At 50.8% G+C, this 14654-nt stretch carries 14 protein-coding genes; 1 reads left to right on the forward strand and 13 read right to left on the reverse strand.

Going from position 1 to position 14654, the window contains the following annotated elements:
• Positions 1–130: 130 nt before the first annotated feature.
• The 9 genes from P2H89_RS01065 to P2H89_RS01105 form a co-directional block, all read right to left on the reverse strand.
• Positions 131–943 (reverse strand): sensor histidine kinase, encoded by an 813-nt coding sequence (locus P2H89_RS01065; RefSeq protein ID WP_275824618.1) that lies wholly within the window; start codon positions 941–943, stop codon positions 131–133.
• A complete protein-coding gene (locus P2H89_RS01070) occupies positions 919–1584 on the reverse strand; it encodes a hypothetical protein (RefSeq protein ID WP_275824619.1) in 666 nt (221 codons plus the stop codon). The genes P2H89_RS01065 and P2H89_RS01070 overlap by 25 nt, the downstream gene beginning before the upstream one ends.
• A gap of 4 nt (positions 1585–1588) precedes the next feature.
• Positions 1589–2149, reverse strand: a complete 561-nt coding sequence (locus P2H89_RS01075; protein WP_275824620.1) for a hypothetical protein — start codon at positions 2147–2149, stop codon at positions 1589–1591.
• Between the two features lie 196 nt (positions 2150–2345).
• Positions 2346–3245 carry a lysophospholipid acyltransferase family protein gene (locus P2H89_RS01080; RefSeq protein WP_275824621.1) on the reverse strand — a complete coding sequence of 300 codons (900 nt, stop codon included), beginning with the start codon at positions 3243–3245 and terminating at the stop codon, positions 2346–2348.
• Positions 3246–3309: 64 nt separating this feature from the next.
• Positions 3310–4764: an RNase adapter RapZ gene (locus P2H89_RS01085; RefSeq protein ID WP_275824622.1), complete on the reverse strand. Its 1455-nt coding sequence runs from the start codon at positions 4762–4764 to the stop codon at positions 3310–3312.
• Positions 4765–4824: 60 nt separating this feature from the next.
• The gene (locus P2H89_RS01090; RefSeq protein ID WP_275824623.1) at positions 4825–5550 is read right to left on the reverse strand and encodes a nucleotidyltransferase family protein; all 726 of its coding nucleotides are present in this window, start codon (positions 5548–5550) and stop codon (positions 4825–4827) included.
• A gap of 15 nt (positions 5551–5565) precedes the next feature.
• Positions 5566–7188: an L-aspartate oxidase gene (gene nadB / locus P2H89_RS01095; protein WP_275824624.1), complete on the reverse strand. Its 1623-nt coding sequence runs from the start codon at positions 7186–7188 to the stop codon at positions 5566–5568.
• A gap of 172 nt (positions 7189–7360) precedes the next feature.
• Positions 7361–8152, reverse strand: a complete 792-nt coding sequence (locus tag P2H89_RS01100; RefSeq protein ID WP_275824625.1) for a hypothetical protein — start codon at positions 8150–8152, stop codon at positions 7361–7363.
• Between the two features lie 30 nt (positions 8153–8182).
• On the reverse strand, positions 8183–9136 hold the full coding sequence (locus tag P2H89_RS01105; RefSeq protein ID WP_275824626.1) for an aldose 1-epimerase: 954 nt from the start codon (positions 9134–9136) through the stop codon (positions 8183–8185).
• A 40-nt stretch (positions 9137–9176) separates the two neighbouring features.
• On the opposite strand from P2H89_RS01105, the gene galK reads away from it, so the two are divergent.
• Positions 9177–10322, forward strand: a complete 1146-nt coding sequence (gene galK / locus P2H89_RS01110) for a galactokinase (protein WP_275824627.1) — start codon at positions 9177–9179, stop codon at positions 10320–10322.
• A gap of 89 nt (positions 10323–10411) precedes the next feature.
• On the opposite strand, the gene P2H89_RS01115 is transcribed toward galK, so the two are convergent.
• The 4 genes from P2H89_RS01115 to ispG all read right to left on the reverse strand — a co-directional run bounded on the left by P2H89_RS01115 (position 10412) and on the right by ispG (position 14599).
• Positions 10412–10924, reverse strand: a complete 513-nt coding sequence (locus tag P2H89_RS01115) for a VOC family protein (protein WP_275824628.1) — start codon at positions 10922–10924, stop codon at positions 10412–10414.
• Between the two features lie 11 nt (positions 10925–10935).
• The gene (locus P2H89_RS01120) at positions 10936–11385 is read right to left on the reverse strand and encodes a GyrI-like domain-containing protein (RefSeq protein ID WP_275824629.1); all 450 of its coding nucleotides are present in this window, start codon (positions 11383–11385) and stop codon (positions 10936–10938) included.
• A gap of 187 nt (positions 11386–11572) precedes the next feature.
• Positions 11573–12520: a YafY family protein gene (locus P2H89_RS01125; RefSeq protein WP_275824630.1), complete on the reverse strand. Its 948-nt coding sequence runs from the start codon at positions 12518–12520 to the stop codon at positions 11573–11575.
• An 84-nt stretch (positions 12521–12604) separates the two neighbouring features.
• Positions 12605–14599, reverse strand: a complete 1995-nt coding sequence (gene ispG, locus P2H89_RS01130) for a (E)-4-hydroxy-3-methylbut-2-enyl-diphosphate synthase (RefSeq protein WP_275824631.1) — start codon at positions 14597–14599, stop codon at positions 12605–12607.
• Between the last annotated feature and the right edge of the window lie 55 nt (positions 14600–14654).

Genomic DNA, 14654 nt, shown 5'->3' on the forward strand with positions numbered 1-14654 from the left:
CTGGTTTGATCTAAGTCATGTAAATACCGTGTTTTGCGGTTCCAAATACGAGGAAAACACCTTTGTTATAAAAGGCTGAAATACCTGTTGTTGTGCAGAAAGCCGGAGTTTTTGGCCGGAAGAAGGGGCATCAGCCTGCTGTTTGGGAGGCAGCAAGCGGGAGCAATAAAGACACAGTGGTGCCGGCCCCCAGGGTGCTGGCGATGGTGAATTCGGCACCGATGAGTTGGGCGCGTTTGTGCATATTGCGGATACCCAGGCCAAACCGGCTGTTCTGGGCTGCATGAAGGGGTGACAGGTCGAAGCCGGTGCCATCGTCAGTTACGGATATCGTAAAGCGGGTAGGGGCATAGGTGAGGTCTACCCGGATGGTATTGGCTTTTGCATGCTTGATGATGTTGTTGATAACCTCCTGCACAATGCGAAAAATGATGAGCTCTTTTTGACCTTCCAGCTTTATGTATGCACCTTCTGTGGTAAGGGTGGCTGTGAGGCCGCCACTCTTTTTGAGCATTTCCAATTCGTACTCAAGGGCTTGCAGCAAGCCCATTTCAGATACATAATCGGTGTTGAGGCTTTTGGAGATATCGCGCAGGTCCTGGATGGCCTTTCCGATCAGGCTTTTGGAGTCTTCGATCTTTTGCTGCAGCTGATCGGGCCTGTTGGTGTCCATGGTGCCGAGGTTGAGCTTGGCGAGGCTCAATACCTGCCCAATGTTATCGTGTATTTCCTGGGATATGGTTTGGAGCGTTTGTTCCTGTATTTCCAGTTGTGATTCGAGCAGGATCTGTTGGAAGCCTGTTTGGAGTTCCTGTCTTTCCCGGATATAACGTTGATGCCGTTTCTGGTATATGACGATGAATATGATGATAAAGCAGGCGATCAGCAGCGTGAAAGACGTGCTCAGGATGATCGAAATTATATCGTATGGTTGGTTTGGCATCTGAATCCAACTGAGAATGCAGCGCACATAGGGACGAAAAACAGGTTGTGGAATTTCCAGACCCAGGAAGCATTGGGCGTATCATTGATCGTAAGGAATTTAAAACTAAGAAAAATAAAGAAGCTACCCGCATAATATAAAAAAAGGCCGCTTACGAACCAGAACGACCTGGTATGCGTAATCTTCGCGGCTTCGGGTTTAAGCAATTTTTGATAATAATAGAGTATGCAATAAGTGCATATGAATAAAGCGGTTATGCTATAACTATAGCTGTTGAAGGCGTCTACCTGCTCGAAGGTGAAGATGATATAGATCAATAGGGAGATAATGCCGGTACCGATGGCGATCAACCGCCATTCCCTTTGGGTGATGTAGGGCTTCCATTTTTGAAGAAAATACAGGCTGATAACGATAAAGGAAAACAGGCAATTGGCTTTGTAGAGGTATATGTTGGGGCCCCAGTTCGCATGCATAATAACCTTAATGCCGGTATTCAACACAAGTTGTATGAACAGATAGATGACAATAAATACATGCTCCCCCAGTTTCTTTTCTTTCCGGTAATAGGCAAAGAAAAAGGCTACCAGGGGAGCGATGATATCCAGGTGAATAGTGATGTTATGTAACAGCGATTTACTCAACTGCCTATTGTGTTATCTCTGTTGTACGGGATCCGTTTTTGGAGGGTACGGGTGTCTTAAAAGATTCGATTTCCAGGGCGCTTTTGAGGATGCCGTTTTTCTTCAGGGAAGTTAAGGTTAAAACAGGTTCCAGCCCTTCATCGGTAAGTTTTCCTTCCAGATTTATCAGCACCTGGTTGATGACCGCATGCTTTTCGGGATTGACAGCTACCCTTGCTTCCAGCAAGAACTCATTTTCTTCAATCAGCGGTTTGAGCTTTGCCAGCTCGATCGCGAAGCGGGGTGCCAGTTCCAATTGTTGCTGGCTAATGGAAGGAGGCGTAAGATCGCACTGCCAGCCGGGCGGCACGGGGCAGGCCTGTTCTCCTTTGGCGCCGGCAATGTTCTGACTTAAGATGGCATTCCCATCTGCATCATGTACCTGCGCATAGATGTACATGTAAGGATTGGTGTGGGGGTGCTTTACCAGGTTTACCAACCAGAAGTTGACAGTCTCTGCGCCGGGCCTCTTGAAGAGTTCCAGCAGGGCTTCCTGATTAAACGCATACTGAAGTGAAGTAGCCATAGGTAGTAAATTTTACCGTTAATAAATGTAGTTGCTACTTCGAAGATACCGGGGTGGTAATGCGCTTGAGATGGCTTAAACACTGTATTATACCAACATGTTTAGTTGCTGGCAAGGGGGTAAAACACGGTGTATTCACCCTTTAATCACCCTTTGCAAAATGGGTGTTAATGCGTTTAGTTGTTGTAACGTAAGATCAGAGTGGGGCCTGTTCCTGACCGATCCACAACTTTTTGTATTCGGGTTTCCAGGGGTGTTTCCACCTTCTATGGCTCCAAAGCCACATGTCGGGATGGTCACTGATGGAGCGTTCGAGGAATGCAATGTACCGGCGGGTGAGTTCGCCCTCTGGCAATTCGCGTGGATTTTCTGCGCCTACTTCCAGCCTGGCGCGATAGTACCCGCGTTTCACCTTGTAGATCTCGGAGAATATAACGGGGATTTCACCTACCCTGGCGCCGCTTTCGGGGCCCCTTACAAAAGGGGTGGGCTGGCCAAAGAAATTAAGCCAGTAGGCTTTCGAAACATCGCCGGGTGCCTGGTCGGCTACCAGCGCCAGGAGGTATTGCGTGCTGCGGTAAGGCACGATGGCGTTGCGCATATTGGTAGCGGGCAGCATTTTAGAACCTGTGCGGGTGCGTAGGTACATGAACAGACGGTCCATGGCCTTGTTCTTGATGGGCATGTACACCACGATGAAGGTGTAGTCGGTGTAGTAGGGCATGGCCACATTGGCCACTTCCCAATTGAAATTGTGACCAAGGTGTAACTGGCATTTGCGGCCCGAGCGATGAAGTTCATTTAACGGATTGGCATCGAGCTGGAAATGCCTGGTGATGAATGCCCGGCTGGCCGTTATCAGCTTAATGGTCTCGATGAAATTGTCAACGAAATTGCGGTAAAACTTTTTGGCAATGGTCTTCCGCTCTGCCTCGGTCTTTTCGGGAAAAGCGATGCGCAGGTTGTCCAGTACCACCTTTTTACGGTAGCCGATCACATACCAGTTGAAAGCCGAAATCACGTCGGACAACAGGTACAAGACTGGCAATGGCAACAGCGATAACAGGTAAAGTGGAATAAATACAACGTAATACATGATGTTGATCGACTATTCGTAATACCGGTTATAACAGGCCAGGGGTTAAATGGTTGCCGTGCTATCAGGTATTAACCCAATTTTTGGCATCCTGTATATGGTGCTTGAGCTGTATGCTGACCTTGAACTTGTTACGCAGATGTCTCGCCAGGGCATCGGCCGCATAAACGCTGCGATGCTGCCCGCCTGTACATCCGAAACTCACCATCAGGCTATCGAATCCACGACGGATATAATCTTCCACGGCGATATCCACGATGTCGAACACGCTGTTGAGGTATTCGGGCATACGTGTTTGCTGCTCCAAAAAGTCTTTAACACCTTTATCGCGGCCTGTTTGGCATTTGAATTCTTCGAGGCGGCCGGGGTTGAGGATACCACGGCAATCGAATACAAACCCGCCGCCATTTTCACTCTCGTCAGACGGGATGCCGCCTTTCTTATAGGAAAAGCTGCTTACGTGTACCACCAGCGGCGTATTCTCCGATGCCGTGAGCGGGGTAAAGCGTTCAATAATATCGTCGCCTACGCATATGTCGAGCACCTTCCTAAATTCGGGAACTGCTATGCCAAGGCTTTGGTTTTCGATAAACCATTTGAGGTTATGCAAGGCCTGAGGGATGCTTGTCAGGAACTGGGCTTTGCGTTCAAAGAGGCCGCGGAATCCGTACGCTCCCAACACCTGCAACAAGCGAATGAGCACGTATCCATTGTACTGGCTTTTGAAGATGCCTTTATCGATCGGTTGGCCAATGATGGATTCGAATGAGTCCATGTAGTCATTGAGCAGATTGCTCTTCCAGTCGTCTGGCAGGTTGGCGCGTGCCTGCCAGATCATACTGGCTGCATCGTATTGAGGCGCTCCGCGCATGCCGCCCTGGTAATCGATGAAGTGAACGGTGTTGTCATCTTTCACGAGTATGTTACGGCTTTGAAAGTCACGGAACATAAAGTATTTGTATTCCGTGAAGGTGAGGTAGGTACTCAGGGCTTCAAAGTCGTCGATGAGTTTTTGTTTGTCGTATGGTTTGCGCAACGCATCGAGGAAATAATATTTGAAGTACAGCAGATCGGCCATGATGGCTTGTTTGCCAAACTCCTGGTTGGTGAGGCAACGTGTATAATCGAGCCCTTCATGTCCCTTCACCTGCAGCAATGCCAGTTGGTGAAGACTATCGCGGAACAAGGCATACACCTCGTCGCAAAGACCTTCTCCTTCGAGCCGGTTGAGTAAGGATATATCGCCAAAGTCTTCCTGCAGGTAGATCGTCTTGTCTTCGGATATAGCCAGTACCTGTGGAACTGGCAGGGATCTTTCCTTGAAATGGTCGGAGAAATAGATGAAGGTTTCGTTTTCCGGAATGTTATTGCCGTGGGTAGCGATATAGGTGTTATCCTTATCGTACACGCGGAAATAGCGTCTGTCGGACCCTGATTGTGGCAACACTTCTACCCGGTCGGCCGGGCCGCCACTCCAGGTGGTATATAGTTCTTTTATTGATTCAACGATCGTTTGCATGCAGGATGGTATAGTAGGTAAAAATAATGTTTGCAGGTGCGTTCACAAAAAAAGAGATGCTCAGGGAAACATGGATTCTGCCTGAGCTACTGCTTCCGGTTTGCCAACATCGATGAATTTGGAATAGCTGTGGTCGTATCCCTTGATGGCATGTTCTTTTGCGAGGTGCAGGTATACATCGACCATCGAGAACTTACCTTCCTGGCTAATGAGCGGCAAAAGATCGGGCGATATGATGTGGACGCCACTAAAGGCTTTGGGGATCATGGTAGCTACCTGCCGGCTGATCTTTTCTTCGCCGGTCTTCACATTCCTCCAGCCACAAAGGGCATTGTTTTCATCAAACAGGAAGTATCGGGAAGATGCTCTGTTAGAGATCGCAAGGGTGGCGAGGGGGGCTTCTACGTCATGAAAACGGATCATGGCCCCGAGATCGAGGTCGGTAAGTATGTCGACATTGATGATGAACACCGGACCTTGATCGAACAAGGGAGCAGCTTTTTTCAATCCTCCCCCGGTTTCCAGCACGGCGTCGGTTTCATCGCTGATGGTGATGGTGCTTCCCCAGCCGTCGTTTTCCCGGAGGGCGTATAATATCTGGTCGGCAAAATGGTGCACATTGACGACCACTTTATAGATGCCGGCCTGTTGCAGGTATTCAATATTTCTTTGCAGGAGGCTCTTACCGTTTACCACCGCCAATGCTTTGGGATGCTGATCGGTCCAGGGTTTGAACCGGGTACCGAGGCCAGCTGCGAAGATCATGCCCTGGGATATTGTATTCATGATTGGATAACGTTTTTACAGTACAATATTTTGTACCAGCTCGCTCTTATTCGGATAATCGGTGTTGAAATGGAGGCCGCGGCTTTCCTCGCGGAAGTTGGCCCCTTTTACGATGAGGTAGCTGACCGTTATCATATTGCGCAGCTCGCAGAGTTGAGGCGATAGCGTGGTGGTTTGATATAGAGATTCCGTCTCGGTCCAAAGCAGGTCGAGCCGTTTCATGGCACGTTCCAAACGGGTGTTGGTACGAACGATGCCGACATAGTCGCTCATTACCTGCTGCACTTCTTTAAGGCTTTGGGTGATCAGGATCATTTCTTTGGGCCGGGTGGTGCCGGCAGCATTCCAATCCGGTATGGCGGTGGCTTTGCTGGCTGTGATCGTGGCGGACCTGTCTTTGGCCTGGATCTTCTGGGCGGCGTCCATAAAACAACGGTGCGCAAATACCATGGCCTCGAGCAGGGAGTTACTGGCCAGGCGGTTGGCGCCGTGAAGTCCTGTGCTGGCGCATTCGCCGGCTGCATACAGGTTCTTGATAGAGGTGCGCCCCCATTCATCGGCCTTGATGCCACCGCAGCTGTAGTGGGCGGCAGGCGCCACGGGTATCAGGTGTCTGGTGACATCGATGCCCATGGACTTACACTTCTCATAAATGTTGGGGAAGTGTTCGGTGAACTTCTCGAGGGGGATATGGCGTACATCGAGGTACACGTGTTCGGTACCGGTTATTTTCATTTCACTATCGATGGCGCGGGCTACAATATCACGGGGCGCCAGGTCTTTGCGCTCATCGTACCGTTCCATAAAAGCTTCGCCATTCTTGTTGCGGAGGATGCCGCCATCGCCCCGTACTGCTTCGGTGATGAGGAAAGATTGACCGCGTACGCCCGGCTCATACAGGGCGGTGGGGTGAAACTGGATAAACTCCATGTTCTCGATGCGGCCTTTGGCACGGTATACCATGGCAACGCCATCACCGGTAGCGATGTAAGGGTTGGTGGTAGAGCGGTATACCTGGCCGTTGCCTCCGGTGGCCAGCAGGGTATAATTAGCCAGTATCTTTTCGATCTGGTTGGTTTCGCGGTTCAGTACGTATACGCCGTAACATTCGATGTCGGGCGTGGATTTGGTGACCAGGTAGCCAAGGTGGTGCTGGGTAATGAGGTCAACCACGAAGCAATGTTTAATAACTTCGATGTTCTTATGCGCTGCAAGCGCATCGAGCAATGCGCGTTCCATTTCGCGGCCGGTTACGTCCTTGTGGTGGAGAATGCGGAATTCGCTATGGCCGCCTTCCTTACCGAGTTTGTAGTCGCCATCGGCCTCTTTGTCAAAACGGGCGCCCCATTCGATGATCTCACGGATGCGGTCTACTCCTTCCTTCACCACGATCTCCACAACGGCTTTGTTGCAGAGTCCGTCGCCGGCAATAAGGGTATCTTCTATATGTTTATCGAAACTGTCTTTTTCAAAATCGGTAACGCCGGCTATGCCTCCCTGGGCATATTTGGTATTGGTTTCATCTGCCTGTGTTTTGGTGATGACCAATACTTTTTTATCGGGAAACTGATGGGCCGCTTTGAGGGCGAATGTAAGTCCGGCGATGCCAGAGCCGATCACTAAGAAGTCTGTTTGCATAACGTGCGGTTAGAATCGCCAAATTTACGGGAAAACTGCCAAGGGATGCAATCGGTGCGCGAGTTTCGGAGGAGCTGCGAGTTGGTGCGGGCGGGTAGACGCTATTGCAGGAAGCTGCATCAAGGTAAAGGCCGCGGAAGGAAACATGGGTTGATCCCTTCCGCGTTCGTGTTTAGTACTCTATCGTGTACGCATATTTTTCGGGGCTCTCCAGCAGGTCGAGCAGGTTATACTTCATGGTTACGGTCTTCTTATCCTCCGACAGTTTGATGATCGCATTGTCGGCCTTCTTTACCGGTCGGGGCAACCTGATCGTAGTGGTATACTGAATCTCCATGCCCGAGCTTTGCAGTTTCTTCATCTGTTCCATTTCGGGCCTTGCCATGAGGGCTTTGTATTTGGCTTCATTCGTTTTACGGCTGATGAGACCATTTTTGATCGTCACTTCGTAGATGCCGGATACGTCCTGCATATCGGGCTCCCGGGCTTCATCGATGATCTTTGTGGTGTCGCGGGGAGGTTGATTGCTTCCGCCCATGAGCCCTTTAAACGCACCTGTAATACCAGCGCCACTGTTGCCCTGGCCTTCCATGAGCTTTTGCAGGCTACTGTAGCCGGTATAGGGGAACAGAAGGTCTATCTTAAAAAGTTTCTTTTTAATGTCCATCTGCATCTTCATGGTGCCGCGTGCCATGAGCGCTTTCTGTTCGGCCGAAAGATCTTTGGCCGAATCGAGGATATCTTTCATCTGGATGGTGGTATCGATAGCGCGGTCGAGCCCCTCTTTGGTAAGCTCTTCTTCGCCTGCAAACGATTGCATCATTTCCAGTAGCTGGCCCATGTCCATTTTGGTAAGGTAGGTACCGCTGCCGTCTTCGTTGATCACTATTTCCTCATTGACTTCATAACAACTGGCCAGCAAACCGAGGAACAGGAGAACGAGCGGGTATCTCAGGAACTTCATACTCACTTATTTGGGAGCAATGTAGTCGAATTATTCCACACTCAATTGGTACCATACGTTAAATGTGACAGTGTGTCGGGGAGGCAGTAAATGCAGGTCCATTCCGTTGTTGAAACAATCAGGCGCACTGCTCAGGTTTTCGATGGCGATGCTGTTGCGATGATCAGGTGTATAGATTTGAAGGTAGGGATACAAGGAGTTGGTATAGATGGTGAGGGTGACACCGTTTTGCGGATTCCGGAGCAGGCAGCAAGGTGTTCCTTCCTGTATTTCAAGCAGGAAACAATTATCGAAACGGCGGCTGCCCAGCGGTGCCGCGACCGTAAATGCCGGATCATGCACGACCTGACCGGTGGGGATCAGTTTTTCGTTGAATTCGAGCATCGTATTGGAGCTGAACTGAAGTTCATATCCATCTATGGGTCCACCAAGGGTAAAATAAGGATGCCATCCATCGGCGATGGGGATGGTACGATCGTCGAGGTTGAGCAGGGTGGTTTGCACCTGCAATACCTTGTTCTCCTGCAGGGTATAGCGTACTTCGCAAATGTATTCGAAAGGATAGCCGGGGTCGGCCCTTTTATAATGGTGGCGGAGTGTTACGGTAGCCGAGTGATCGTCGGCATATTGATTCAAAATGTTGAAAGATTGATCGGCCAGGAGGCCATGAATGGCGGATCCATCGGGAAATTTGCGGGGAAATTCGAGCAGCTGATCTTCGTACCGGTACCTGCCATTGGCTATACGGCAGGGGAAGGGCGACAGCTTGGCGCTTTTATAGGAGGAGGTAAGTTCCTGCTCCAGATCGGTCCGGGAAGGGTAATTGTCTACTATATTGAAGGGCTTTCCCGCAAGGGGAATTTCGAAGGCGTGCAATAATGCGCCATGCTCGGGTAAAATGGCTACCATTGCGCCTGTTGCATTATCTTGCAGCCGCAATAACGATAATTCATTGATCCGGTACCTGTCAATTGCAAAACTCATACATCCGTTTATAGGAGTCTAAATTAATTTTTTTGTAGTTATGATCGCAGAACAATTACGCAAGCAATTCCGGGAGCTTTACAATAATGAGCCGCTGGTGATTGCGGCGCCCGGCCGTGTGAACCTGATCGGAGAGCATACGGATTACAATGAAGGTTTTGTGTTACCCGGCGCCGTAGACAAGAAAATGTATGTGGCGATGGCGGAAAATGATACCGATACCATCAACGTGTATGCCAACCAGTTCAATGAAACTTATTCTTTCGGTTTAACGGGTATCAAGCCGGTGAACGGCTGGATGAACTACCTGCTGGGTGTTACGTTCCATATCCAGGACCGTGGCAAGAAGCTGCGTGGTGTAGATGTGATCATCGACGGCGATGTGCCTGTTGGTGCGGGTATGAGCTCTTCGGCTGCCCTTACCTCGGCTTATGGTTTTGCCTTGAACGAGATCTTTCATCTTGGCTTCAGCCGCATGGATCTCGCTTTCATCGGCCAAAAGACCGAGCATACTTTCGTAGGTGTAATGTGTGGTATCATGGACCAGTTTGCCAGCTTGCATGGCAAGGCGGGGCATGTGATGCGGCTCGATTGCAAAAGCCTCGAATACGAGTATATCCCTTTCAACTTCCCCGATTACAATATTGTGCTGGTAAACAGCATGGTGAGCCATTCGCTGGCCGGGTCCGAATACAATGTAAGGCGTCAGCAGTGTGAAGAAGGCGTTTCCATGCTGAAGAAACACTATGCCGATATCAATTCCCTGCGCGATGTAACGCTGGATGTGCTGGAGCTGCACCGTCAGGAGCTGCCCGCCATCGTGTACGATCGATGCTGGTATGTAGTGAGCGAGAAAGAAAGGCTGATGAAGGGTTGTGCCGCTTTGGCTAAAGGCGATCTGGCTACGTTCGGACTGATGATGAATGCTACCCACCAGGGCCTTAGCAAACAATACAGCGTAAGCTGTACCGAACTCGATTTCCTGGCAGAACGCGCAGGCTTTATCGATGGTGTAATGGGGTCGCGGATGATGGGCGGCGGTTTTGGTGGTTGCACCATCAACATCGTGAAGAAGGATGCGGTGGCATCCTTTACCCAGAAGATCCAGGCTGCTTTTGAGCAGTTGTTCAAGATCCAACCATATGTATATGTAACGCAGATCGAAGACGGCGCCAAAGCCATCTAAGATCCGGCAACTTCATGATAATGGAAAAGGGAGCGGTATCGCTCCCTCTTTTCGTGGCTATACTTTCTATGGTTATGGCTAACTAGTTCTTACTGTGCCGGAGGCGCGTACTTTACAATATCGATCCCAATCCCGTTAGGGTCGTAAAAGGAGAAGTGGCGGTCGCCCCAGGGTTCGTCGCGGATGGGCACTTTGATGTCGACACCCAGGTCCTTGATCCGTCTGTACTCAGCATCCGCATCTTCTACTTCAATGGTGAGGAACATTCCTTTGCCGGTAAAGGCTGGCTGAAAGATGGGTTGTTGCGACGGATGATCGGGCAACAGGAAAGCAAAGGAGGTTTGCTGATCGGGCGTATGCATCAGCAGGTAGAAGTCATTCTCGAAGGTGATGCCGAATTTCAATACGCGTTGATAAAATTCCTTGCTCTCGGCCAGTTTGGTGGTGATGACTCCTGCATTCAGTTTCATAGATTGTTTTTTGCTGGTTTGCCCGGTGGCTGCTGTTGGCGCCTGTTGCTGAGTGACGGCTTGCTTGCATTGTGTTCCCAGCAGCATGACGATGAGTACCGGTGCGGCCCAGTTGTAAAGATGTTGTTTCATGGCTATACTATTTATACCACGCCCATTTGTACCTGCGTGATATTGTGTTGCGGGTGCTTAAAGTCGATGTTCAGGTACACCTCGCGCGACTCTTCGGTGATCGGTATCTTGTTGGCGTCGATATGGTGCATGATCTCTTCGTAAGTTTCGGTGAGCGTGTTCCAGGGGCCTTCGTGGGTATGTGTCACTGCCTTAAAGGCCGGTAGTTGCTTGATGGCGAAACGGGCAGGGGTAAACTCGCCCTGGATAGGCAGGGCAATGGTGAGGGTGAATACGGTATCGGGTTTGCCGTCCATACCATGGTATACCCAGAGCGCCGGACCGCTTATAACTGCTTTATTGGCAATTGCTTCGGCGCAAAGGTCCTGCAGTACAATGCCCACAAATTCGCTGAGGTGCTGTATGGTGGTTTCGTGCTGGCTGTACAGCACAGTCATCGGGGGATGTGTTTTGAGGTACATAAATCGGTTGATTTGTTTGTACAAAGCAACATCCGGTCAGTGACAGCCCTATGTCAGCAGGCCGCAGATTATTTTGGAAAGGGGAGAGCCAAGGTGGGGAATACGGGCACGACCTGAAAACGTCCGTTGACGAACAAAGTGTTGTGGCGGCAGCACTCAGGTGCCACCTGATAAGATCGACAGCGGTTTACTTATAATGATCGCCTATTTCGGCCCAGAACTCCTTCATCTGGCTATGCAAGGCGGCGGGCGATTCGATGGAGACACCGTTGGTGAACATCAGCAGCCAGCGCGCGAAGCCCTGCAGGCCTCCGGTTACAAAATGCATCCGCACCTGTTCGCCAGCTTCTTCTTCCTTTACAAACCCGTAATAGTATTTCTGGTCCCGGATATAGCGCACCACGTCCTTATCGAAGCGCACAACTACTTCCTGTAGTTCGTGAGAATTCCTGATCCTGTCGAGGTAGGTTTTAAGGGCGGGGTGCACGGAGATATCGAACTGCTCATCTTTTACCTGGAGGCGTTTGATGCGGTTTACCCGGAAATCGCGGTATCCATTACGCAGGCGGCACCAGCCAATGAGGTGCCAGTTGGCGCTGTAATGACACAGGCCGATGGGTTCAATCACGCGTTCGCTGACCTCTTCATTGTAATTGGAGTTGTAGATGATGAAGATGGCTCGTTTATCGGCAATGGCTTTCTGCAAGGCGGTGAGGTGCTGGCTGGGTGTTTCCTCGTCGGGTATGCGGGAACGGATCACTTCGATGTGATCGGCCAGTATGTCCATTTGTTCCTTATCGTTGCTGCGCAGCACCGCCTTTATCTTGAAGAGGGCAGTCTCGAAGTGTTTTTTGACAGAGGCGTCGGTCATGTGTGCGGCCAGCTTTCCGCCCAGCAATAATGCGGCGGCTTCTTCCTGGGTGAACATGACGGGGGGCAGCCGGTAGCCTTCCATGATCGTGTAGCCGCTGCCGGCTTCGCCGATCACGGGTACGCCGCTTTCGTCGAGGGCCTTGATGTCGCGGTACACGGTACGCAGGCTCATGTTGAAGCGGTCTGCGATCTCTTGTGCAGTTACCCGCTTTTTACTTTGCAGGTGCGTGAGAATAGCGTGCAAGCGGTCGATGCGATTCAAAGGAAATGGTTATTGGGTGATTGATTTGCTTGTCTATGGCTATACCGATGCGACCGGGCTTGCGCACAGGGGCTATGGTGGCCGCTATGGCTCTACCCAGGCTTCGTTGTCTTTCAACAGGTTTACCAGCTCTTCTACTGCGATGAGGCTGTCCACATTCCTTTTCACGACTTCTTTTCCTTTATAGAGCGTGATCTTGCCGGGACCGCTGCCTACGTATCCGAAATCGGCATCGGCCATTTCGCCGGGACCGTTTACGATACAACCCATAATGGCGATCTTGACCCCCTTGAGGTGATTGGTGACCGAGCGGATCTTCGCCGTGGTTTCCTGCAGGTCGAATAAGGTGCGGCCGCAGGAAGGGCAGGATATGTATTCCGTTTTCGATATGCGGGTACGGGTAGCCTGCAGTATCGAAAAAGCGGTATTGTTGGTGAACTGATAAATGTCTTTAATTGGCAGGTAGGTGCGTCCTGTTACCTGGATGTTTTCCATCAGGGCCGATCCGCTGTAGCCCAGGCAGATGCCATCGCCAAATCCTTCGAGCAGGAGGGCGCCGGTTTCGGTGGCAAAGTGGATGAGGTGTTCATCCGGTGTTTGCCAGCTGCTGTCGGTGATCAGCACTACGGGGTTCTTGATCTTGCGACCCTGCAACTCCATCATCATGCGGCGTACCGATTGCATCGCGTTCTGGTTGGTACTGCTAAGGCAGATCACCACGGTAGGATCATTGGCCAGCTGATCGAGGAAGGTGTAATTGTTGACGGGCGTTTCGTCGTTGAAACAATCTACCATGACAAAGTTCAGCAGGCTGCTTTTGGCATCGGCCGTTACATAACCGCTATCGCCGAAGATGGGGAAGTACTTGGTTTTGTCTTCCGCTTCGAGCCAGGTGGCGGGATAGGTAATTACCTTCAAGGTGCCGGGTAATGCGAACGGCAGGATCTTGTTGCCGGTGAATACATAATCGGCCGCCGCATCGCTGATATTCCATTTATCGCTGGGCTCATCATACGTATACCCGATGCTTTGCAGCGATTCGGGCGTGATGGTGTCGAGCTTGCTGAAATCGGCTATGACTACGGGTACCTGCTTACCGCCTACATTGTCTACTGCAAAGGTATCGCGGCGCTGATATTCGAACGGGTTGTAGGTGATCTTTTCGGCCGGGGGCGTGATGCCCTGGGCCTTGCGGGGCGCTTCATAGCGCTTGAGCAGGTCCTTACAAACAGGTATCTCGAACTCGGGGTCTTCGGTGAGTGATACGCGTATTGTATCTCCAATGCCATCTTCGAGCAGGGTGCCGATGCCGATGGCTGATTTAATACGGCCGTCTTCTCCGTCGCCGGCTTCCGTAACGCCCAGATGAAGCGGATAACATTCCTTGAATTCATCCATCATGTTCTGCACCAGCAGGCGATAGGCTTGTACCATTACCTGCGGGTTGCTGGCCTTCATGCTGAGGATGATCTGGTGGTATTGTTCGGCTCGGGCTATACGAAGGAACTCCATCGCACTCTCCACCATGCCGATGGGGGTATCACCATAACGGCTCATGATACGGTCGCTGAGCGAACCGTGGTTGGTGCCGATGCGCATGGCGGTGCCATATTCTTTGCAGATGCGTACCAGCGGTGTAAACCGCTCGCGGATGCGGTCGATCTCTTCGGCATATTCCGCATCGGTATAATCGATCTGTTCGAACTTCTTCTTATCGACATAATTGCCCGGGTTCACCCTCACTTTCTCAATGATGCGCGCCGCTATTTCGGCTGCATTGGGGGTAAAGTGGATGTCGGCCACGAGGGGCGTGTTGTACCCCCGTTTGAGCAATTCATTCTTTATGTTGAGGAGGTTCTCGGCTTCCTTTTTACTGGGGGCGGTGATCCTGACCAACTCGGCGCCGGCTTCGATGCAACGGATAGATTGTTCTACCGTAGCGATCGTATCCATGGTGTCGGTGGTGGTCATGGTTTGCACCCGGATGGGGTGGTTATTGCCTAAAAGTAAGTGACCTATCTTGACTTCTCGGGTAGGGAGGCGTTTGTATTCCGTAAGTGATTCGCAGTACAGCTGCATGTTCTTGTGTAATTGAGGTGCAAAGGTAGCTAATAGCCGCAATACTATACCCCAA

Origin of the sequence: Paraflavitalea sp. CAU 1676 (assembly GCF_029223285.1) — a bacterium.
Classification (GTDB): domain Bacteria; phylum Bacteroidota; class Bacteroidia; order Chitinophagales; family Chitinophagaceae; genus Paraflavitalea.